This window comes from Paraburkholderia translucens (assembly GCF_020881035.1).
Taxonomy (GTDB): Bacteria; Pseudomonadota; Gammaproteobacteria; order Burkholderiales; family Burkholderiaceae; genus Paraburkholderia; species Paraburkholderia translucens.
In genome coordinates this window covers 132631-152955 of the sequence record NZ_JAJITC010000011.1, presented here as the reverse complement: position 1 = coordinate 152955, position 20325 = coordinate 132631, and the positions used below count along the sequence as shown (strand labels likewise).

Genomic DNA, 20325 nt, shown 5'->3' with positions numbered 1-20325 from the left:
CTGGGTAAACAAGATGTTCGTATTGCAACTGGGCCTGATCGGCTTGTGTATCGCGTTGTTGCCGCTGTCCTACGTGTGGGTCAAGGCCGACGACAACAAATTCCGCAAGCTGGTCTGGCTCACCACCTTCCTGACACTCGATCTCGTGATGTTCGGCGGCTTTACGCGCCTCACCGACTCGGGCCTCGGCTGCCCGGACTGGCCCGGCTGCTATGGCACGTCGTCGCCGTTCATTGCGCACGCCGCGATCTCCGCCGCCTATCAGGCGATGCCGAGCGGCCCCGTCAGCATGACGAAGGCCTGGATCGAAATGATCCACCGCTATTTCGCGATGGCGATCGGCGTGCTGATCATCGCGCAGACGGTCATCGCGTGGACGGCGCGGATCAAGCGTCGGCCGCTGCACGTGTCGCCGTGGTGGCCGACCTCGCTGCTGCTGCTGATCGTCGTGCAGGGCGCGTTCGGCGCATGGACCGTGACGATGAAGCTGCAGCCGATCATCGTGACCACGCATCTGTTGCTCGGCCTCGCGCTGCTCGGCACGCTCGGCTGGCTCGCCGCGCGCTTGACGCCGCTTCCCGCCTACGAGCCCGAAACCGCGCGCTGGCGCGTCGCGGCGCTCGCGGGCCTTGCGCTGCTTGTGCTGCAGATCGCGCTCGGCGGCTGGGTCAGCACAAACTACGCGGTGCTCGCCTGCACCGACTTCCCGACCTGCAACGGTCAGTGGATCCCGCCGATGGACTTCGCGCACGGCTTCCATCTGTGGCGCGCGCTCGGCATGACCGGCGATGGCGACGTGATCACGCAGGACGCGCTGGTCGCGATTCACTGGACGCATCGCACGTTCGCGTTCGTCGTGATCGCCTACCTGGTGTGGTTCGCGTTGAAGATGCGCCGCTTCGAGTCGTTGCGCCGGCCCGCGAACGGGGTGCTGCTGGTGGTGCTGATCCAGTTCATCACCGGACTGTCGAATATCGTGCTGCAGTGGCCATTACCGATTGCGGTAGCCCACAACGGCGGGGCCGCGATCCTGCTGCTTCTGCTCGTTATGTTAAACTTTCGGATCGCTTATAGCCGTCCCGGCCACGCCGCGATTCCTGCGCGCGACGCCGCGCCAGCGTGACTCACATGGACAGCACCACACTCTCCCAGACGCCCGGAAGCCGGGTCTCCCAATATCTCGCCCTGACCAAGCCGCGCGTGACGCAGCTTGCGGTATTCTGCGCGGTCATCGGCATGTTCCTGTCAACGCCGGGCATGGTGCCGTGGACCGTGCTGATCGGCGGCACCGTCGGCATCTGGCTTCTGGCCGGTGCCGCGTTCGCAATCAATTGCCTCGTCGAGCAGCAGATCGACGCGAAGATGCGCCGCACGTCGTGGCGTCCGTCCGCGCGCGGCGAAATCTCCACCGCGCAGATCCTGCTGTTCTCGGCCGTTCTCGGCGGCCTCGGCATGTGGACGCTGTACACGTTCGCCAATCCGCTGACCATGTGGCTGACGGTGGCCACGTTCGTCGGCTATGCGGTCATCTACACGCTGTTGCTGAAGCCCGCCACGCCGCAGAACATCGTGATCGGCGGCGCCTCGGGCGCGATGCCACCGGCGCTCGGCTGGGCCGCGGTGACCGGCCACGTGCCCGGCGACGCGTGGATTCTGGTGCTGATCATCTTCGTGTGGACGCCGCCGCATTTCTGGGCGCTCGCGCTGTATCGCCGCAAAGACTATGAAAACGCCGGCCTGCCGATGCTACCGAACACGCACGGCGAGAAGTACACGCGTCTGCATATCCTGCTCTACACCTTGATCCTGTTCGCGGTCACGCTGATGCCGTTTATCTCCGGCATGAGCGGCGTCGTGTACCTCGCGTCGGCGGTGCTGCTCGGCGCCGTGTTTCTCGCCTACGCGTGGAAGATTTACCGCGAGTATTCGGACAATCTCGCGCGCAAGACCTTCCGTTATTCGATCGTCTATCTGTCGCTGCTATTCGCCGCGCTGCTGATCGACCACTACGCGCGCGTCGTGATCGGTGCCTAACGTCATGTACGAGAACCGCTTCGCGCGCGTCGCGCGCGCCGCCGTGATGGCTTGGGCGCTCGGCGGCACGCTGCTCATGGCGGGTTGCGGCAAGCAGCCGCCGGCCTTCTCGAATCTCGACATCACCGGCAATACCCAATTTGCCAGCGATTTTTCGTTGCCGGACACGTCCGGCAAGATCCGCACGCTTGCCGACTACAAAGGCATGGTCGTCGTGCTTTTCTTCGGCTATACGCATTGCCCCGACGTTTGCCCGACGACGATGGCCGAACTGTCGCAGGCGTTGCAGCAGCTTGGGCCGGAAGACGCGAAGCGTGTGCAGGTGCTGTTCGTCACCGTCGACCCCGAGCGCGATACCCCTCAACTGCTCGCGCAATACGTGCCGGCATTCAATCCGAGCTTCGTCGGTCTGCGTCCCGCCAACGAAGAACAGCTCGCCAAGGTCGCGAAAGACTTCCGCGTCTACTACGCGAAGGTGCCGGGCAAGACGCCCGACACCTACACGATGGACCACACGGCCGCGAGCTATGTGTTCGACACGGAAGGCAAGCTGCGTCTGTTCGCGCGCGATGGCCAGGGCGCGACGCCGTGGGTGCATGACATCAAGCTGCTGCTCGATTGAGGTGCCTCGCAGGCCCCCAACCCATTTCCTCTGCGCACCCGCGCTCAGTCCGGAATCGGCAGATTCAGCCCCGGCGCGAGACGCGTCGTCTTGAACTCCGTCACCTCGTAGCGCGCGAGCTGTTGCTCGGCGAACGGATCGCTCGCGAGAATCCGGTCGAGCCTGTCGCGCTCGATCCGCACCGCGAGGATGATGCCGCCATCGCGCGGCACTTTCGGGCCGGCCGCGACGAAGATGCCCGCGTCGAACTGTCTGGCGAGAAACGCGCGATGCGCGTCGAGCGCGTCGTCGATGCGATCGAGCGGGGCGGTGTAGGTCAGGTTTATCACGTACATAGTCGTTCTCATTGGAGGTTGGATGGGCCGTGTGCGGCTACGGCTCCGGATTATCGGTCAGCCGGGCAATTGCCGTCGCGCTTGCGCTGCGCATATCCATATTCGATCAGGGTATTTCCCAACTTGTCGGCCATATGAAACAATTTAGGGCTTGGCCGACGGCGTACGTTCACGAACCGGGCGCCGTCCGTTTTCATCCCGCTCCCGCATCAATCGGAGCCATCGACTTCAACAGTCGATCAGCAACAGCGAGAATCACATGCAGCGCAGAATCATCCTCAAAGCCCTCACCGCAGTCGTCGCCGGTGCGGCGATCCTGACCAGCTTCGGCGCCCACGCCGACGACAAGGTGATCAAGGTCGGCACGATCGGCGGCCCGGACGCGCAGATCTGGGAAGTCGTCACCAAGGTGGCGAAGCGCGAAGGCCTGAACGTGAAGGTCGTCGAGTTCAACGACTACATTCAGCCGAACGCCGCGCTCGACGCGGGCGACCTCGACGCAAACAGCTTCCAGCACCAGCCGTACCTCGATAGCCAGATCAAGCAGCGCGGCTACAAGCTCGTCAACGCGGGCCTCACGTACATTTCGCCGCTCGGCGGGTATTCGAAGAAGCTGAAGTCGTTGAAAGACCTGCCGCAGGGCGCGAAGGTCGCCGTGCCGAACGATCCGTCGAACGAGAATCGCGCGCTGCTGTTGTTGCAGGCGCAGGGGCTGATCAAGCTGAAGAGCGGCGCGGCCACGGGCGGCAATAACGCAACCCCGCTCGACGTCGTCGACAATCCGAAGAAGATCAAGTTCGTCGAACTCGACGCCGCGCAACTGCCGCGTTCGCTCGCCGACGTCGATGCCGCCGTCATCAACACCAACTTCGCGTTGGCCGCCGGCCTGCAGCCGACCCGTGACGCGATCGCGCTCGAAGACATCCGCAGCCCGTACGCGAACCTGATCGCCGTGCGCGCGAAGGACAAGGATCAGCCGTGGGTCAAGAAGCTGGTCGCGGCGTATCAGTCGGAAGATGTGCGCCAGTTCATCAAGACGGAGTTCAAAGGTTCGATGGTCCCGTCGTTCTAAGCGATGCGTTCCGCGCGATCGCACCCGCGATCGCATGGCATCGGCAAAGGCCCGCGCCGCACAGGCGCGGGCTTTTTTATAGCTCCATCCCCCGATCTTTCGATCAACAGATCCCGGTTGAAGCGGCGCCCCTGACGCCACGACGCAAATTGGTATTAAACAGGTATTGACCGGCGCGGCTTTTTAGATACCACCAGCTAGATAGGGTAAGTCCTGGTCCACGAATGGCGTCCCTCCGAACCTTCGAAACCGGCTTGGAGCCTTATTCGGTAAGGCTTTGAGGCTATCCAGACCACCATGGAACCAATCAATTGACTGGTATTATGTTGGTTATATAATGGGCTCTCAACTTTCCAGGCCGTACTGCTCGCGGCGTCCTTGGAGCCCCATGGAAACTCGCTGGTCCGCATTGATGCCTGACGTGCGCAACGTCACGCCGCTCTACCTGCAGCTTGCTCGCAACCTGGCGACGGCGATCCATTGCGGCGTCTGGTCGGCCGGTGAGGCGCTGCCATCCGAGCGCACGTTGTCCGACGCGATCGGCGTGTCACGTATCACGGCGCGCAAGGCGATCGAGTTGCTGGTCGAGCAGGGTCTGATCCGGCGCTCGCGTGGCGCGGGCAGCTTCATCACGCCGCGCGTCGAGGATCCGCTGTCGCGTCTCACCGGCTTCACGAAGAAGATGCAACAACGCGGGTTCCGGCCGGACTCGGTATGGCTGGAACGGAACGTGCGCGCTGCCAATCGTGACGAGCTGTTGCACCTCGGCCTGTCGCCGGGCGCGGCCGTCGCGAGCCTGCGGCGGCTGCGGCGCGCGGACGGCATCGTGATGGCGGTCGAGCATTCGGCGTTGCCGGTCTCGATCGTGCCGGATCCGCTCGCGATCGGCGACTCGCTGTACAGCTATCTCGAGCAACGAGGCGCGGCGGTCGTGCGCGCATTGCAGCACTTTCGCGCGGTCAACGCGTCAAGCGAAATTTCCGCACTGATGGACATCGAACCGCGCACCGCGCTGCTGGTCATTACCCGCATCGGTTACAGCGCGGACCAGCGCGCCATCGAACTGACCGATACCTATTGCCGCGACGACTACTACGACTTCGTCGCTGAATTGCGCAGCTGAGCCGCGCTGCCCGCGCAAGCTGCAAGTCCGGCGGACGCACCTTCGCCGAATACGTCTCACGCACCAGAGAAACTCATGCTGACCGGAAACATACTCACCACCGACGGATGGATTCACGGCACGCTCGAATTCGAAAACGGCCGCATCACGGCACTGTCCGGCGAGCGCGTTGACCCGTCGACGAACGACGCGCCGTACATCCTCCCCGGCTTCATCGATCTGCACGTGCATGGCGGCGGTGGTGCCGACGTCATGGAGGCCGGCGACGCGATCGAAACGATCGCGCGCACGCATGCGCGCTACGGCACGACGAGCCTGCTCGCCACGACGATGACCGCGCCGCGCGACGAGCTGATGAACGTGGTCGCCGGGCTCGGCCGCGTCACGCGCATGCGCACACCGGGCTGCGCGCGCGTGCTCGGCGTGCATCTGGAAGGGCCGTACATCAACCCCGGCAAGCTCGGCGCGCAGCCGGACGCGGCGGTATCGGCGGTGATGGACGAGGTGCTCAAATATCTGTCGATCGCACCGATCCGGGTCGTGACGCTCGCGCCCGAGATCGCCGGCCACATCGAGATCATTTCCGAGATGACGGCGCGCGGTGTGCGCGTGCAGCTCGGCCATTCGCTCGGCACCTACGATGACGCGGTCGCCGCGCTCAAGCACGGCGCGTGCGGCTTCACGCACCTGTTCAACGCGATGTCGCCGCTGCACCACCGCAACCCTGGCCTCGTCGGCGCGGCGCTCGCGCATGCCGAATACGCCGAAATCATTCCCGACCTGCTGCACGTGCATCCGGGCGCGATCCGCGCCGCGCTGCGCGCGATTCCGCGCCTGTACGTGGTGACGGACAGCACGTCGGCCACCGGCATGCCCGACGGCGAATATCGCCTCGGCAGCCAGCACGTGACCAAGTGCCTCGGCGGCGTGCGTCTCGCCGACGGCACGCTCGCGGGCAGCACCCTGACGATGGATCAGGCGCTGCGCAACCTTGTCTCGCTCGGCCTGCCGATCGCCGATGTATCACACCGTTTGTCGCGCTACGCCGCCGACTATCTCGGCATCGAGGACCGCGGCCGCATCGCGCGTGGTGCCTGGGCCGACGTAGTCGTGTTCGATCGCGAGCTGGCGTTGAGCGCGACATACGTCGAAGGAGAAGCCATTGTCGAATATGCTTAACGAAGCGCTCGCGTCCGCCGCAACGGTCGCCGAGCAGCTCAAGGACACCTCGCGCGTCGCGGCGCTCGCCGCGAAGCTCTCGCAACAGCCGCGCCATGTTGCGCTGACCGTCGCCCGCGGCAGCTCGGACCATGCTGCCAGCTACTTCGCATCCCTGACGATGAGCCGCATCGGCGTACCGGTGGCGTCGCTGCCGATGTCGGTCGCGACGCTGCAGCAGGCGCCGCTGCAGGTGCGCGATCAGCTTGCGCTCGCGTTTTCGCAATCGGGCAAGAGCCCCGACCTCGTCGGCACGATGATCGCGCTGCGCGCGGCCGGTGCGCTGACGGTCGCCGCGGTCAACGCACCGAACTCGCCGCTCGCCGACGCATGTGAGTGGCATCTGCCGCTCGTTGCGGGTCCCGAATTGAGCGTCGCGGCGACCAAGAGCTATATCGCGATGCTGTCGATCTCCGCGCAACTGGTCGCGCATTGGCAGAACGACGCCGAGCTGCTCGGCGCGCTCAGCGGGCTGCCGGATGCGCTGGAACGCGCGGGCCGGCTCGACTGGTCGGTGGCGGTCAACGAGTTGCGCGGCGTCGAGCGGATGATCGTGATAGGCCGCGGTCTGGGTCTCGCGATCGCGCAGGAAGCCGCGCTGAAACTGAAGGAGACCTCCGGCATCCAGGCTGAAGCGTTTTCGAGCGCGGAAGTGCGTCATGGTCCGATGGAACTGATCGACCGCGACTATCCGCTGCTCGTGTTCGCGCCGCGCGGACCCGAGCAGGCGGGGCTGCTGCAGCTCGCGCACGACATGCGCGCACGCGGTGCGCGCGTGCTGCTCGCCGCGCCGGACGACGTCGCGCAGGCCTCGCTGCCGCTCGTCGCCACCGCGCACGCGGCGCTCGATCCGATCGCCGCCATCCAGTCCTTTTACGTGATGGCCGCGGATCTTGCCGCCGCGCGCGGGCGCAATCCCGATGCGCCGCGCCATCTCAACAAAGTCACCGAAACTCATTGATGAGAATGACGATGCGACGTGTCGAGAAGTCCAATCTGATGAGCTATTCCGAAGATCACATTGTTTTGTTCGCACCTCTGACGGGTCCGGTCGTGCCGCTCGCGAACGTGCCGGACCCGGTGTTTTCGGGCGGCATGTTCGGCGACGGCATCGGCATCGACCCGCTCGAGGGGCGGCTCGTCGCGCCCTGCGACGGTGTCGTCACGCACGTCGCGCGCACCGGCCACGCGGTGACGCTCGAGAGCGCCGAGGGCGCGCAGGTTCTGCTGCACGTCGGCATCGACACGGTCGGGCTGAACGGCAAGGGCTTCGCGCCGATGGTCGAGCAGGGCGCGCAGGTTCGCGCGGGCGACGTGCTGATCGAGTTCGACCAGGACCAGATCGCGTTGAACGCACCGAGCCTCGTGTCGGTGATCGCGATTGCGAATTCGGATGCGTTCGAGGTGATCGAGCGCGCGCCGGCCGGTCTGGCGAAGACGGGCGAAACACCGCTGCTGGTGCTGCGCGCGCGTGACGGCGTCAACAAGGACGCCGCGCGCGAGGCGGGCACCGCGCAGGTCATGGACGAAGCGCGCCGGCTCATCACGTTGGCGCACGCAGGCGGTCTGCATGCGCGGCCGGCGGCGCGGGCACGCGAAGCGGCGCGCGGCTTCGACGCGCGCGTCGAGGTGCGCTACGACGGGCGCAAGGCGCCGATCGAAAGCGTGGTGGGTCTGCTGGGATTGGGCGCCGGCGAAGGCGCGAGCGTCGAGCTGCTCGGCGTCGGTCCGCAGGCGCAGGCGGCCGTCGATGCGATCGCCGACGAGTTGACGCGCGAAGCGCACGGCGAAGTCGAGCAGAAGCCGGCGCGATCGGCGACAACGCCGCCCGCGGTCGTTGCAGCGCCCGCGGCTGGCGAACCGCTCGCGTCGAATACGCTCGCCGGCGTGTGCGCGTCGCCGGGCGTCGCGGTCGGCAAGCTGGTGCGCTGGGACGACGCGGACCTCGATCCGCCGCAGCAGGCGAGTGGCACGTCGGCGGCGGAGAGCCGTCTGCTCGACAAGGCGATCGCGGTAGTCGACGCCGATCTCGACGCCATCGTGCGCGACGCGTCGCAACGCGGTGCGGTCGGCGAGGCGGGGATTTTCGCGGTGCATCGCGTGCTGCTCGAAGACCCTACGCTGCTCGACGCCGCGCGCGATCTGATCAGCCTCGGCAAGAGCGCCGGTTTGGCGTGGCGCGAGGCGATCCAGGCGCAAATCGGGATTCTGAGTAACGTGGAGGACGCGCTGCTCGCCGAGCGGGCCGCGGACCTGCGCGACATCGAAAAGCGCGTGCAGCGCGCGCTCGGCTACACAAGCACCGCGGCGCGCTCGCTGCCCGACGAGGCGGTGCTCGCGGCGGACGAATTCACGCCGTCGGATCTGTCGTCACTCGATCGTACGCGGGTGACCGCGCTCGTGATGGCGCGCGGTGGCGCGACCTCGCACGCGGCGATTCTCGCGCGCCAGGCGGGCATTCCCGCGCTCGTCGCGGTCGGCGACGCGTTGCATGCAATTCCCGACGGCACTGAAGTGGTGGTGAACGCGAGCACTGGCCGCCTCGAATTCGCGCCGACCGAACTCGACGTCGAGCGCGCGCGCCGCGAACGCAGCCGTCTCGCCGACGTGCGCGAAGCGAATCGGCGCACGTCGCAGCAGGCTGCGGCGACCTCCGACGGACGCGCGATCGAAGTGGCCGCCAACATCGCCACGCTCGACGACGCGACGGCCGCCGTCGACAACGGCGCCGACGCGGTCGGCCTGCTGCGCACCGAGCTGCTGTTCATCCATCGCCCGGCCGCGCCGAGCGCGGACGAGCATCGTCAAAGCTATCAGGCGATCGTCGATGCGTTGCGTGGCCGTACCGCGATCATCCGTACGCTCGACGTCGGCGCGGACAAGGAAGTCGACTATCTGACGCTGCCACCCGAGCCGAATCCCGCGCTCGGCCTGCGCGGCGTGCGCCTCGCGCAGGTGCGCCCCGATCTGCTCGACGATCAGTTGCGCGGCCTGCTCGCGGTGCGTCCGGCCGGCGCGGTGCGCATCCTGCTGCCGATGGTCACCGATGCGGGCGAGCTCGTGCGCATTCGCAAGCGTATCGACGAGCTTGCGCGCGAAGCGGGCAACACGGAGCCAATCGAAGTGGGCGTGATGATCGAAGTGCCGTCGGCTGCCCTGCTCGCCGACCAGCTCGCGCAGCACGCGGATTTCCTGTCGATCGGCACCAACGACCTGACGCAATACACGCTTGCGATGGACCGCTGCCAGCCCGATCTCGCGGCGCAAGCGGACGGCCTGCATCCGGCGGTGTTGCGCCTGATCGCGGCGAGCGTCGAAGGTGCGGCGAAGCATGGTAAATGGGTCGGCGTGTGCGGCGCACTCGCTGGCGACCCGCTCGCGACGCCGCTGCTCGTCGGGCTCGGCGTGACCGAGCTTTCGGTGGACCCGGTATCGGTGCCGGGCATCAAGGCACGCGTGCGCACGCTCGACTATCACTTGTGCCGCCAGCGCGCGCGCGACGCCCTCGCGCTCGACTCGGCGCAGGCAGTCAGAGCCGCAAGCCGCGCGGCCTGGCCGCTCGATTAGAGCTCAACGAACTGGAGAACCCGCACGCCGTGCGCCCGGCAGCACGTCTGCCTTCGCGCGCGCAGCGATTCGCCCCCCGGCTGCACCACTCAACCAAGACGTACCCCTACGAGACAAAACTGGAGATACCGATGGATGGAAATCCGTTTCTGAAGATTCAGCGCCTGGGACGCGCGCTGATGCTGCCAATCGCCGTGCTACCGGTCGCCGGATTGCTGCTGCGGCTCGGCCAGCCCGACGTGTTCAACATCAAGATGATCGCCGATGCGGGCGGCGCGATCTTCGACAACCTGCCGCTCCTTTTCGCGATCGGCGTGGCGGTCGGCTTTGCGAAAGACAATAACGGCGTCGCGGGTCTCGCCGGCGCGATCGGTTATCTGGTGCAGATCGCAGTGATGAAGGACATCAACGATAAGCTCAACATGGGCGTGTTGTCGGGGATCATCGCGGGGATCGTCGCGGGGCTGCTGTACAACCGCTACAAGGACATCAAGCTGCCCGACTACCTGGCGTTCTTCGGCGGCAAACGCTTCGTGCCGATCGTGACAGGCGTGGTCTGCGTGGTGCTGGGCATCCTGTTCGGGCATGTGTGGGAACCGGTGCAGAACGCGATCGACGTGGCCGGTCACTGGCTCACGACGGCCGGCGCGCTCGGCGCCTTCGTGTTCGGCGTGCTGAACCGCTTGCTGCTCGTTACGGGCCTGCATCACATCCTCAACTCGCTGACGTGGTTCGTGTTCGGCACCTTCACGCCGGCGGGCGGCGTGCCGGTCACGGGCGATCTGCACCGCTTCTTCGCCGGGGACCCGACCGCGGGCACCTTCATGACCGGCTTTTTCCCGGTGATGATGTTCGGCCTGCCCGCCGCGTGTCTCGCGATGTATCACGAGGCGCCGAAGGAGCGTCGCGCGATGGTGTTCGGCCTGCTGTTCTCGATGGCGCTCACGTCGTTCCTGACCGGTGTGACCGAGCCGATCGAATTCAGCTTCATGTTCCTCGCACCGGTGCTGTATGCGATCCACGCGCTGTTGACGGGGCTGTCGCTCGCGATCTGCTCGGCGCTCGGCATTCACCTCGGCTTCACGTTCTCGGCGGGCTTCATCGACTACGTGCTGAACTTCGGCCTGTCGACGAAGGGCTGGTGGGCGATTCCGATCGGCATCGCGTACTCGGTCGTGTACTACGGTCTGTTCCGCTTCTTCATCCGCAAGTTCAACATGGCGACGCCGGGCCGTGAGCCCGCCGCTGCCGACGAACAGGTCGAGTCGTTCGCGGCGGGCGGTTTCGTCGCGCCGGCGGCCGGCGCGGCCGTGCCGCGTGCGCAGCGTTACATCGCGGCGCTGGGTGGCGCGGCGAATCTGTCGGTCGTCGATGCGTGCACGACGCGTCTGCGTCTGTCGGTCGTCGATGCGGGCAAGGTCTCCGAGAGCGAGCTGAAGTCGATCGGCGCGCGCGGCGTGCTGAAGCGGGGTACGAATGACGTGCAGGTGATCATCGGACCGGAGGCGGACATCATCGCTGACGAAATGCGTGCGGCGATCGCGCAAGGCGGCGCGAGTGCGGGGAGGGCGGCGGGTGCTGCTACGGCTGCCGCGCCGGTCGCGCAGAACGCCGCGCATGCTGTACAGGCTCACGACGCGCGAGGCGGTCCGCTCGATCCCGATCCGCTGCGCTGGCTCGCCGTGCTCGGCGGCGCGGGCAACGTGGTGTCGCTCGACGCGGTCGCGGCGACACGTCTGCGAGTGGTCGTGCGCGATCCGTCGGCGGTCGATCGTCAGCGCCTCGCTTCGCTCGACACCGCCTGGGTGTCGACGGACACGTTCCATATCGTCGTCGGCGAGGCCGCGCAGCGCTATGCGCAGAGGCTGGCCGAGCACCTGTCGTCGCACGGCGGCGGCGCGAATGCGGCGCCGGTGCCGGTGTGATCGGTTGACGTCGCAAGGCGGCCATCACGCAGCCATGGCACGACTGCAATAAGAGAGCGGCGCCTTGTCCCAAGGTGCCGCTTTTTCATGAACGCCTGTTTCCTGTCGAAGCGCCGTGCCGGTCAGTACATCGAATGGTGATTTTCCTCGATTGCCGCGGCGGTCACCTTGCCGCGCATGACGCGATACACCCAGCCCGTGTAGAGCAGGATGATCGGCAGGAACACGATTACTGCGACCAGCATGATCTCGAGCGTCATGCGGCTCGATGTCGAATCCCACATGGTCAGGCTGCTGCGGCCGTCGAGCGACGAAGGCATGATGAATGGGAACATCGAGAAGCCCGTGGTCAGAATGACCCCGATGACCATCAGCGATGTCGACAGGAACGCCGTCGCCTCGAAGCGCGAACGCGCGAGCAGCACCGCGAGCACACCGCCGAGCAGAACCGCGAGTGGCGCAATCATCATCCACGGAAATAGCGCGTAGTTGGTCAGCCACAAACCCGGCGCGCCGATCACGGTCTTCATCAGCGGATTGGAGACCGCGTCGAGCGGTGGCATGTCGACGATCTGATAGCCGCCGATCATCGTCGCGACGAGCGCGCCTGCCACGAGGAACAGCACCACCGTGCACAGCGCCGCGAGCCGCAACGCTTTCGAGGCACGCTCGTGGATTACGCCATCTGTCTTCCACTTGACGAAGGCGGCGCCATGCGCGGCCAGCATCGACACGCTGACGAGACCCGTCAGCAGCGCGAACGGATTGAGCAGGCCGAAGAAGCTGCCGTGATAGGTGACGCGCAGATCGGTATCGATCGAGAACGGCACGCCTTGCAGCAGATTGCCGAACGCGACGCCGATCACCAGCGCCGGCACGAAGCCGCCGATGAATAGGCCCCAGTCCCATGCGTTGCGCCAGCGCGGATCGTCGCGCTTGCCGCGATAGTCGAAGCCGACCGGGCGGAAGAACAGCGCGAACAGCACGAGCAGCATCGCGAAGTAGAAGCCCGAGAACGATGCCGCGTAGATGAGCGGCCACGCCGCGAACATCGCGCCGGCCGCGGTCACGAACCAGACCTGGTTGCCTTCCCACGTCGCGCCGACCGTGTTCACGACGATGCGGCGCTCCGAGTCGGACTTCGCAATGAACGGCAGCAGGATCGCCGCGCCCATGTCGAAGCCGTCGGTGAGCGCGAAGCCGATCAGCAGTGTGCCTATCAATACCCACCAGATCAGTCTGAGAGCTGCGTAGTCCATATCGGATATTCCTCGGAAGCGGTGCGGCGGCGTGTCACGCGGCCGGGTTCGACACCGGCTGCGCCACCGGCTGGCCGTTCTCGTGGTGATAGCGGCCCGTATGCAGCGACGATGGGCCGAGCCGCGCGTACTTGAACATCAGCATGATCTCGATGATGAACAGCACCGTGTAGAACAGCACGAAGCCGCCGATGCTCAGATACAGGTCGCGCGACGTCAGCGTCGACGCGGCCAGGTTGGTGGGCAGAATGCCCGCGATGCTCCACGGCTGGCGGCCCATTTCCGCGACGATCCAGCCAAGCTCGGCGGCAAGCCACGGCAACGGAATCGCCGCGACCGCCCAGCGCAGGAACCAGCGACGCTTTCCGAGCAGCAGCGTGCGCTGCGCACAGAACCAGAACGCGAGCACGAAGGTCGCGAGGAACAGCAGGCCAAGGCCGACCATCATGCGGAAGCAGAAGAACAGCGGCAGCACCGGCGGGATCGTGCTTCTTGCCGCGGCGGCGATCTGCTCAGGCGTCGCGTCGGTCACGTTCGGTGCGAACTGCTTGAGCAGCAGGCCGTAGCCGAGATCGGCCTCGTACTTGTCGAACTCGGCATGCGCTTCGTCGCTCGAGTCGCCTGCCTTCAATCTCTGCAGCGCCGAATAAGCGACCATACCGTTCATGATGCGTCCTTCGTTTGCGGCGATCAGGTCGCGCAGACCGACCACGGGTTCGTCGAGCGAGCGGGTGGCGATAATGCCGAGCGCGAACGGCACACGAATCGCGAAGTCGGTGCGTTGCTCCTCCTGATTCGGAATGCCAAATACCGTAAATGGTGCCGGTGCGGGCGCGGTCTCCCATTCGGATTCGAGCGCGGCAAGTTTGACTTGCTGCACCTCGCCAGTGCGGTAGCCCGATTCGTCGCCGAGCACGATCACGCACAGCGCCGACGCGAGGCCGAAGCCGGCGGCGATCGCGAACGAGCGCAGCGCGAACTCGGTGTCGCGGCGCTTGAGCAGATACCACGACGACACACCGAGCACGAACATCGCCGCGGTCACATAACCGGCCGACACCGTGTGCACGAACTTCACCTGTGCGACGGGGTTGAAGATCACCGAGAAGACGCTGTCGAGCTCCATGCGCATCGTCTGATAGTTGAACCTCGCGCCGACCGGATTATTCATCCAGCCGTTGGCGACCAGAATCCACAGCGCCGACAGGTTCGAACCGAGCGCAACACAGAACGTGACAATCAGATGCTGGATTTTTGACAATCTGTTCCAGCCGAAAAAGAACAGGCCCACGAAGGTCGATTCGAGGAAGAACGCCATCAACCCTTCGACGGCGAGCGGCACGCCGAATATGTCGCCGACGTAATGCGAGTAGTACGCCCAGTTGGTGCCAAACTGAAATTCGAGCGTAAGGCCGGTCGCGACGCCCATTGCAAAGTTGATGCCGAACAGCTTGCCCCAGAACTGGGTCATGTCCTTGTAGATCTGCTTGGCGGTCATCACGTAGACCGATTCCATGATCACGAGCAGCCAGGCGAGGCCGAGCGTGAGCGGCACGAACAGAAAGTGATAAAGCGCCGTGATGGCGAACTGGAGGCGCGACAGCTCAACGACTTCGCTAGCGGGCATGTTGATCACCTCCAGACGGATGCGGGGCGGGCACCGACAGCAGCGCCTGCGCGACCTGCTCAGGCGGGAGCATCACGTGCTCCGCCTGTGGATGATTGAAAAAAGTGTACTTGAGCGCCATCAGCAGTGCGAACTTGATGGCGAGAACGATGGCGAGATCGCGCGCCAGCGTTGGACCGCGCACCCACTGGGTGAACCGGCCGCGCCAGCGTGACCGGAGAGTGCTGCTGCGATTGAGGGCTATGGTCATGATCGGTCGAAGACGACTTCACGCCGGTGAGTCCGGCTGGATCCAGACGACCTGGCTATCAGGCAGTCTGGCGAATGCATGCCGATTGCTGGAATCGAACCTCGCGCGCTCAGGATTAGCTCATGCGGAATCAAGTCGCGAAACTTGCCGCATTTGTGCAGTATTGCTACTGGACTTGCGATACGTCAAGAAAGGTTACGGGCATCGCCTGGCCGGGACGTGGGTGAGCGGGAGGCGAATGTGCGGCCGCGACGACGTAAGAATGGAAAGAAAATGAAAAGCCCCGCCGTCTTACGAGGGCGGGGCTTGCGCGACACCGTCTACACGCGCATGGTCTTGACGCTTTAAGCGTATTCGGCCAGCGCGCCGCGCATCTTCTTCATGGCGCTGGCTTCGATCTGGCGGATCCGTTCGGCCGAGACACCGAACTCGTCGGCCAGCTCGTGCAGCGTCGAGCCGCCCGAGCCGTCGTCGGCGACCTTCAGCCAGCGCGCCTCGATGATGCGGCGGCTGCGCGGATCGAGCGCATCCAGCGCGCTCGCGATGCCGTCGCTTTGCAGCCGGTCGCGCTGACGCGAAGCCAGCACGGCGGTCGGCTCGCTGTGCGAGTCGGCCAGATAGGCGATCGGCGCATACGACTCTTCGCCGTCTTCGACCTGACCTTCGAGCGCGATGTCGCCGCCCGCCAGACGCGTTTCCATCTCCGTGACCTCTTCGCGCTTCACGTTCAGTTCTCGGGCGAGACCGTCGATCTCGTCCGGCGTGAACGCGCCGAGACCCTGTTTATGGCTGCGCAGGTTGAAGAACAGCTTGCGCTGCGCCTTGGTGGTGGCGACCTTTACCATCCGCCAATTGCGCAGGATGTATTCGTGGATCTCCGCCTTGATCCAGTGCATCGCGTACGATACGAGGCGCACGTTTTGCTCGGGGTCGAAGCGCTTGACCGCTTTCATCAGGCCAATGTTGCCTTCCTGAATCAGGTCGGCGTGCGGCAGCCCGTAACCGAGGTAATTGCGTGCGATGGACACGACGAGCCGCAGGTGCGACAAAACGAGGCGGCGGGCCGCCTCCAGATTGTCGTGTTCGCGCAATTCGGTGGCGAACTGGCGTTCTTCCGCCGCCGTCAGCATTGGAATCCGGTTGACCGCCTGGATGTAAGCGTCGATGTTGCCCAGTTGACCGGACAGCAGCGAGGAATGCGAAAGCGCCAATGCACCTGCCGAAGCGGCCTTAGCCGACGACGGGCTCAAAGTACTCGCAAGGGTCATTGCATGGCTCACGTGTGAAGCTCCTTTGGAATCAGACAATAGCGTACTCAGTAAACGACTCCAGCGATGGATGTTAGCACTCTGATCTACTGAGTGCTAATGCTTAGATGTCGCGGGGCTGTGCGAGTTCCACAAATCCTATTGATTTTCCGTCCTTGATAGCATCATACGCTGAATTTGATCCGCCTGCCGACGCTGTAGAAACTACCGATTGGCGCGCTGATGCTCGCAATAAATTACCGATATCTTCTTGTGTTGGGCCAATAATTGCGCAGTCGGCGCGTTATTCATAAGCTCCTGCTGTTCAGGTTGCGCTTGGAACTACCAGAGCGGTTCTGCTTATTCCTCGCCAGGACGGGTGCCGGATGAACAAGAACAAGGTTGTTTCGCGTGGACTTACTCTAAACGGCGTGCTCGCCGTTGTGCTGCTGGGAGCGGCAAGCGTGTCCCACGCCGATCAGTTCGGCGTGCAGATGGCCGTCGGCGTCGGCGATCATCACATCACGAAGCTCGATCTCGGTATGGTCTGGGATCCGAACCTGAGCTGGTGGCAGATCGGCGACTGGCATTTCGCGCTGATCGGCGAGGCGCACGTCGCGTGGTGGCACACCGATGAAGGAAACGTTCACCCTAACATCGGCGAGATCGGTGTGACGCCGGTGATCCGCTTCGTCAAGGCATCGGGTTCCGTGCGGCCTTTCATCGAGGTGGGGGCTGGCGTCAGGCTGCTGACCAGCCCGCGAATTTCTACCGACGTCACGTTGGGCACCGCGTTCCAGTTCGCCGACATGGCGGGCGTCGGGCTGCAGTTCGGCGATCATCAGCGGTACGTTGCGGGCTACCGCTTTCAGCATGTCTCCAACGGCGGTATCAAAGAGCCGAATCCTGGTATAAATTTCAGCCAGCTATATTTGCAATATGTCTTCTGACCGTGGCCGCCTGCGGCTCGCGGTGTTCGAGGGGCTCTGCAATGGCGGCAAAGATGATCGAAGCGATTCGCGGGCTCGAGCGGGAGCGTTTTCGCGCGATGGTCGACGGCGACGGCCAATTGCTCGACGCGCTGCTCGCGGACAACGTCAGCTACGTTCATACGAACGGCAAGCGCGAGACGAAGCGGCAGTTCATCGATGGGATCATCGCGGGGCGCCGCCGGTATCGCCAGATCGAAGTGCAGTCGCAGGACGTGTTGCCGGCCGGGCGAGAGACCTACGTGGTCACGGGTCGCGCGCTGATCGAGATGGAGGCGAATAACGGGGCGCTGCTGTTTCCGATTGCCTATACGGCGATTCATACGCATGAAGACGGGCAGTGGCGGCTGATCGCATGGCAGGCGACGCGTTGCGCGCTGGAGTGAAATTTTTTTGTGCGCGCGCCTCGTGAGCGCGTCCGCGGCGCAAGCGCAATGCGGGTTGCGCACTGCGCTGCCGAAATCTCAATCTTCGGGTGTTTCACGCGGTCACGCATTCGTCCGCTTTATCGCGCCTGTCTGCGCCGTGCTCGTCCGGGTTGCGAGCTTCGCGTGCGCCATGCATCGCTACACGTCCCCCATACGGATGCCGCACCGACACCGGAATCCGTGTGCAACGCTCGGCCACGCGCTTGATCGTTGCGAGATCAGAAAAGTCCAGACCGCTGGCGATGCCCATCGCGTCGAGATTCATCGCGAGCGTGACGAGATCGACGTTGCCGGTGCGCTCGCCGTTGCCGAACAGGCAGCCCTCGATGCGATCCGCGCCCGCGAGCAGTGCGAGTTCCGCCGCGGCGACCGCAGTGCCCCGATCGTTGTGAGGATGCACCGACAGCACGATGCTGTCGCGATAGCCGAGGTTGCGGTGCATCCATTCGATCTGGTCGGCGAACACGTTCGGCGTGGCCGCTTCGACGCTCGCCGGCAGGTTGACGATCATCTTGTGCTCGCGCGTCGGCCGCCACGTCTGCGCGACGGCGTCGCACACCTCGCGCGCGAACGGCAGCTCGGTCATGTTGAAGGTCTCGGGCGAGTACTGGAAGGTCCAGCGCGTGGCCGGGCGCGCCTGCGCGTGCGCCTTGATCAGGCGCGTGCCTTCGACCGCGAGCGCCTTGGTCTCGTCCTTCGACTGATTGAACACGAGGTGCCGGAACGACGGGCAGAGCGCGTTGTACAGGTGCACGATCGCGCGCGGCGCGCCTTCGAGCGCATCGAACGTGCGTGCGATCAGCTCCGCGCGCGACGGAACGAAGACTTCGAGCGTGACGTCGTCGGGAATGCGCCGCTCGACGATCAGCTTGCGCACGAAATCGAAATCCGTCTGCGACGCCGAGGGAAAGCCGACTTCGATTTCCTTGAAGCCGATCGCGACCAGCATCTCGAAGTACTCGAGCTTCTGCGCGGGGTTCATCGGTTCGATCAGCGCCTGGTTGCCGTCGCGCAGGTCGGTGCTCATCCAGACGGGGGCGGCGTCGATCGTGCGACCCGGCCATTTGCGGCCGGTCAGCCGCACGGCGGGAAAGGGCCGGTACTTTTCAGCGGGATTGCGCAACATGGTGAGATGCCTCATTCGTGGCGTCGCCGGCGGAGGAGGGGGCGTCGAGCGGTTGGCCGACTGCCACGCCTGCATGTTGCGGACACTGCTCATGCAACGTGCAGTTGATCCTCTCGCTTCGTTCGCGCTGTACGCGGACGAATGGAAACGACGACTGGTTGTGGAGAACTACGACAGGGGTGAAACGAAACTGCGGGAACTACGGGGAGGACCGCCTACGGCAACCGAAGCTGCCACTGCGCGGCGCTACGCGTGACTTACGCCAGGCGTAGCGATAGGGGCCGCGCTAGGCGGCCGGAAATAATTCGGAGGGTGTTCGGAAGGAAACGCATGGCGCGAAATTTATGACGGTATGCCCGGGTCTGTCAACCCGCGGCTGTCAGGCCGCCGTCTTCGCGATATCGACGATCAGCTCGACCTGCCGCTCGATCGCGCCAGGCACCGGGGCTTCGCCGCGCAGTACGGCGTCGATCCAGACGGCCGTGGTCGCCGCGTCGCGCGCCTCGGGCAATTCGACTTCCGGCCCATCGGGCGACGAGCGTTCGTGCGGCAGCCGCGTCTCGCAGATGCCGTCGTGCAGCCAGTCGACCTGGACCTGGCGGCGCGTATCGGCGACCGCCTCGCCTTCGGTGCCGCGCGCGAGCAGCGCACCGCCCGTGGCCGCATCGGGGTGCGTGATGAACAACTGCGTGAGACTGTCGCGATACGGCGGATGCGTGTAGTTCACGAGACGCAGTCCCGCGGGCGCGAATGGCTGCAGCAGCTTCACCAGTGTGTGCGTCGAATTGCGCACGCCCATGCGCCGGCGCAGCGCAAGCAGGCGCGCGAGCTTGGGCGCGAGCACGTCGATCGATGCGAACGCGACGCGGCGCTCGGCGAGTCCGGCTTCGATCTCCGCGTGCGACTGCGCATGGGCGATGCGCAGATGCGTGAAGATTTCCGCGCTCGTCACGCGACCCGGATCCTCGGTGACGCCGTGCACGAGCACCGGCACGCCTTCGCGGGCGAGCAGCAGCGCGAGCAGCGGCACGAGGTTCGGCTGCTTGCGCGCGCCGTTGTACGACGGAATCGACACCGGCCGAAACGCCCCGTGCGGCAGCCGGACCGGCTCGAACGACGTATGCGCGGCGGCCAGCATCGCGGCGAGCTCGTCGGCGGTCTCGCCTTTCACGCGATACGCGAGCAGCACCGCGCCGAGCTCGAGATCGTCGACGCGGCCGTCGAGCATTGCGGTGTAGAGCGCGCGGGTATCGGCAGCCGTCAGCGCGCGGGCGCCGTTCGGGCCGCGGCCGATTTCCTTGATGAATCGGGCGCAAGGGAAGGGGGAAAGGGTATCGGTGGAGTCGGTCATCAGGCGCAAGGGGCGGGTGGCGTGCCGCGCTGGGCGGCTCGCGACGGCATTCGGGGAGCTATTCGGTGGAGTATCGCATCTATCGGGAGCGCGCGAACGGATCGCAGCGGGCACGCAGTGACGCGAGAGGGCCCGCCTGGCGCGCTCCCGCG

17 protein-coding genes and 1 pseudogene are annotated in these 20325 nt (G+C 65.2%); 11 read left to right on the top strand and 7 right to left on the bottom strand.

Annotated features, from left to right (window positions below):
• Window positions 1–13 precede the first annotated feature (13 nt).
• From LJ655_RS20695 to LJ655_RS20685, 3 genes are read left to right on the top strand one after another with little or no spacing between them, the layout of a single operon-like run.
• A complete protein-coding gene (locus LJ655_RS20695; protein WP_230563084.1) occupies window positions 14–1123 on the top strand; it encodes a COX15/CtaA family protein in 1110 nt (369 codons plus the stop codon).
• 5 nt (window positions 1124–1128) lie between these two features.
• Window positions 1129–2034 (top strand): heme o synthase, encoded by a 906-nt coding sequence (gene cyoE, locus LJ655_RS20690; RefSeq protein ID WP_230563083.1) that lies wholly within the window; start codon window positions 1129–1131, stop codon window positions 2032–2034.
• 4 nt (window positions 2035–2038) lie between these two features.
• Window positions 2039–2656 carry an SCO family protein gene (locus LJ655_RS20685; protein WP_230563082.1) on the top strand — a complete coding sequence of 206 codons (618 nt, stop codon included), beginning with the start codon at window positions 2039–2041 and terminating at the stop codon, window positions 2654–2656.
• A 44-nt stretch (window positions 2657–2700) separates the two neighbouring features.
• Here LJ655_RS20685 and LJ655_RS20680 read toward each other — a convergent pair whose 3' ends face one another.
• On the bottom strand, window positions 2701–2991 hold the full coding sequence (locus LJ655_RS20680) for a YciI family protein (protein ID WP_230563081.1): 291 nt from the start codon (window positions 2989–2991) through the stop codon (window positions 2701–2703).
• Window positions 2992–3250: 259 nt separating this feature from the next.
• Between LJ655_RS20680 and LJ655_RS20675 the strand changes: the two genes are divergently transcribed.
• From LJ655_RS20675 to nagE, 6 genes are all read left to right on the top strand, one after another.
• Window positions 3251–4063, top strand: coding sequence for a MetQ/NlpA family ABC transporter substrate-binding protein (locus LJ655_RS20675; RefSeq protein WP_230563080.1), 813 nt, complete (start codon window positions 3251–3253; stop codon window positions 4061–4063).
• Window positions 4064–4451: 388 nt separating this feature from the next.
• Window positions 4452–5186, top strand: a complete 735-nt coding sequence (locus LJ655_RS20670) for a GntR family transcriptional regulator (RefSeq protein ID WP_230563079.1) — start codon at window positions 4452–4454, stop codon at window positions 5184–5186.
• Window positions 5187–5261: 75 nt separating this feature from the next.
• Window positions 5262–6365 carry an N-acetylglucosamine-6-phosphate deacetylase gene (gene nagA / locus LJ655_RS20665; protein ID WP_230563078.1) on the top strand — a complete coding sequence of 368 codons (1104 nt, stop codon included), beginning with the start codon at window positions 5262–5264 and terminating at the stop codon, window positions 6363–6365.
• Window positions 6349–7365, top strand: coding sequence for an SIS domain-containing protein (locus tag LJ655_RS20660; protein WP_230563077.1), 1017 nt, complete (start codon window positions 6349–6351; stop codon window positions 7363–7365). Before nagA ends, LJ655_RS20660 begins: the two co-directional genes overlap by 17 nt.
• 38 nt (window positions 7366–7403) lie before the next feature.
• Window positions 7404–9971, top strand: a complete 2568-nt coding sequence (gene ptsP / locus LJ655_RS20655; protein WP_230563148.1) for a phosphoenolpyruvate--protein phosphotransferase — start codon at window positions 7404–7406, stop codon at window positions 9969–9971.
• Between the two features lie 131 nt (window positions 9972–10102).
• Complete coding sequence (nagE, locus tag LJ655_RS20650) at window positions 10103–11896, top strand: N-acetylglucosamine-specific PTS transporter subunit IIBC (protein ID WP_230563076.1); 1794 nt, start codon at window positions 10103–10105, stop codon at window positions 11894–11896.
• Between the two features lie 122 nt (window positions 11897–12018).
• Here nagE and cydB read toward each other — a convergent pair whose 3' ends face one another.
• The 4 genes from cydB to rpoH form a co-directional block, all read right to left on the bottom strand.
• Complete coding sequence (cydB, locus tag LJ655_RS20645) at window positions 12019–13155, bottom strand: cytochrome d ubiquinol oxidase subunit II (protein ID WP_230563075.1); 1137 nt, start codon at window positions 13153–13155, stop codon at window positions 12019–12021.
• 34 nt (window positions 13156–13189) lie between these two features.
• Window positions 13190–14782, bottom strand: coding sequence for a cytochrome ubiquinol oxidase subunit I (locus tag LJ655_RS20640; RefSeq protein ID WP_230563074.1), 1593 nt, complete (start codon window positions 14780–14782; stop codon window positions 13190–13192).
• Entirely contained in the window at window positions 14772–15032 is a 261-nt protein-coding gene (gene cydP / locus LJ655_RS20635) for a cytochrome oxidase putative small subunit CydP (RefSeq protein ID WP_230563073.1), read from the bottom strand. Before cydP ends, LJ655_RS20640 begins: the two co-directional genes overlap by 11 nt.
• Window positions 15033–15376: 344 nt before the next feature.
• Window positions 15377–16312, bottom strand: coding sequence for an RNA polymerase sigma factor RpoH (rpoH, locus tag LJ655_RS20630; RefSeq protein WP_230563072.1), 936 nt, complete (start codon window positions 16310–16312; stop codon window positions 15377–15379).
• A 353-nt stretch (window positions 16313–16665) separates the two neighbouring features.
• On the opposite strand from rpoH, the gene LJ655_RS20625 reads away from it, so the two are divergent.
• Both LJ655_RS20625 and LJ655_RS20620 read left to right on the top strand, forming a co-directional pair.
• Window positions 16666–17229, top strand: coding sequence for an acyloxyacyl hydrolase (locus LJ655_RS20625; RefSeq protein WP_230563071.1), 564 nt, complete (start codon window positions 16666–16668; stop codon window positions 17227–17229).
• Window positions 17230–17270: 41 nt separating this feature from the next.
• Window positions 17271–17654: a nuclear transport factor 2 family protein gene (locus tag LJ655_RS20620; RefSeq protein ID WP_230563070.1), complete on the top strand. Its 384-nt coding sequence runs from the start codon at window positions 17271–17273 to the stop codon at window positions 17652–17654.
• Window positions 17655–17841: 187 nt separating this feature from the next.
• Here the strand turns inward: LJ655_RS20620 and LJ655_RS20615 are convergent.
• Together LJ655_RS20615 and ybiB are read right to left on the bottom strand one after the other, a co-directional pair.
• Window positions 17842–18822, bottom strand: a pseudogene (locus LJ655_RS20615) (2-isopropylmalate synthase); the annotation flags it as partial.
• Between the two features lie 379 nt (window positions 18823–19201).
• Window positions 19202–20173, bottom strand: coding sequence for a DNA-binding protein YbiB (ybiB, locus tag LJ655_RS20610; RefSeq protein ID WP_230563069.1), 972 nt, complete (start codon window positions 20171–20173; stop codon window positions 19202–19204).
• Window positions 20174–20325: the final 152 nt, after the last annotated feature.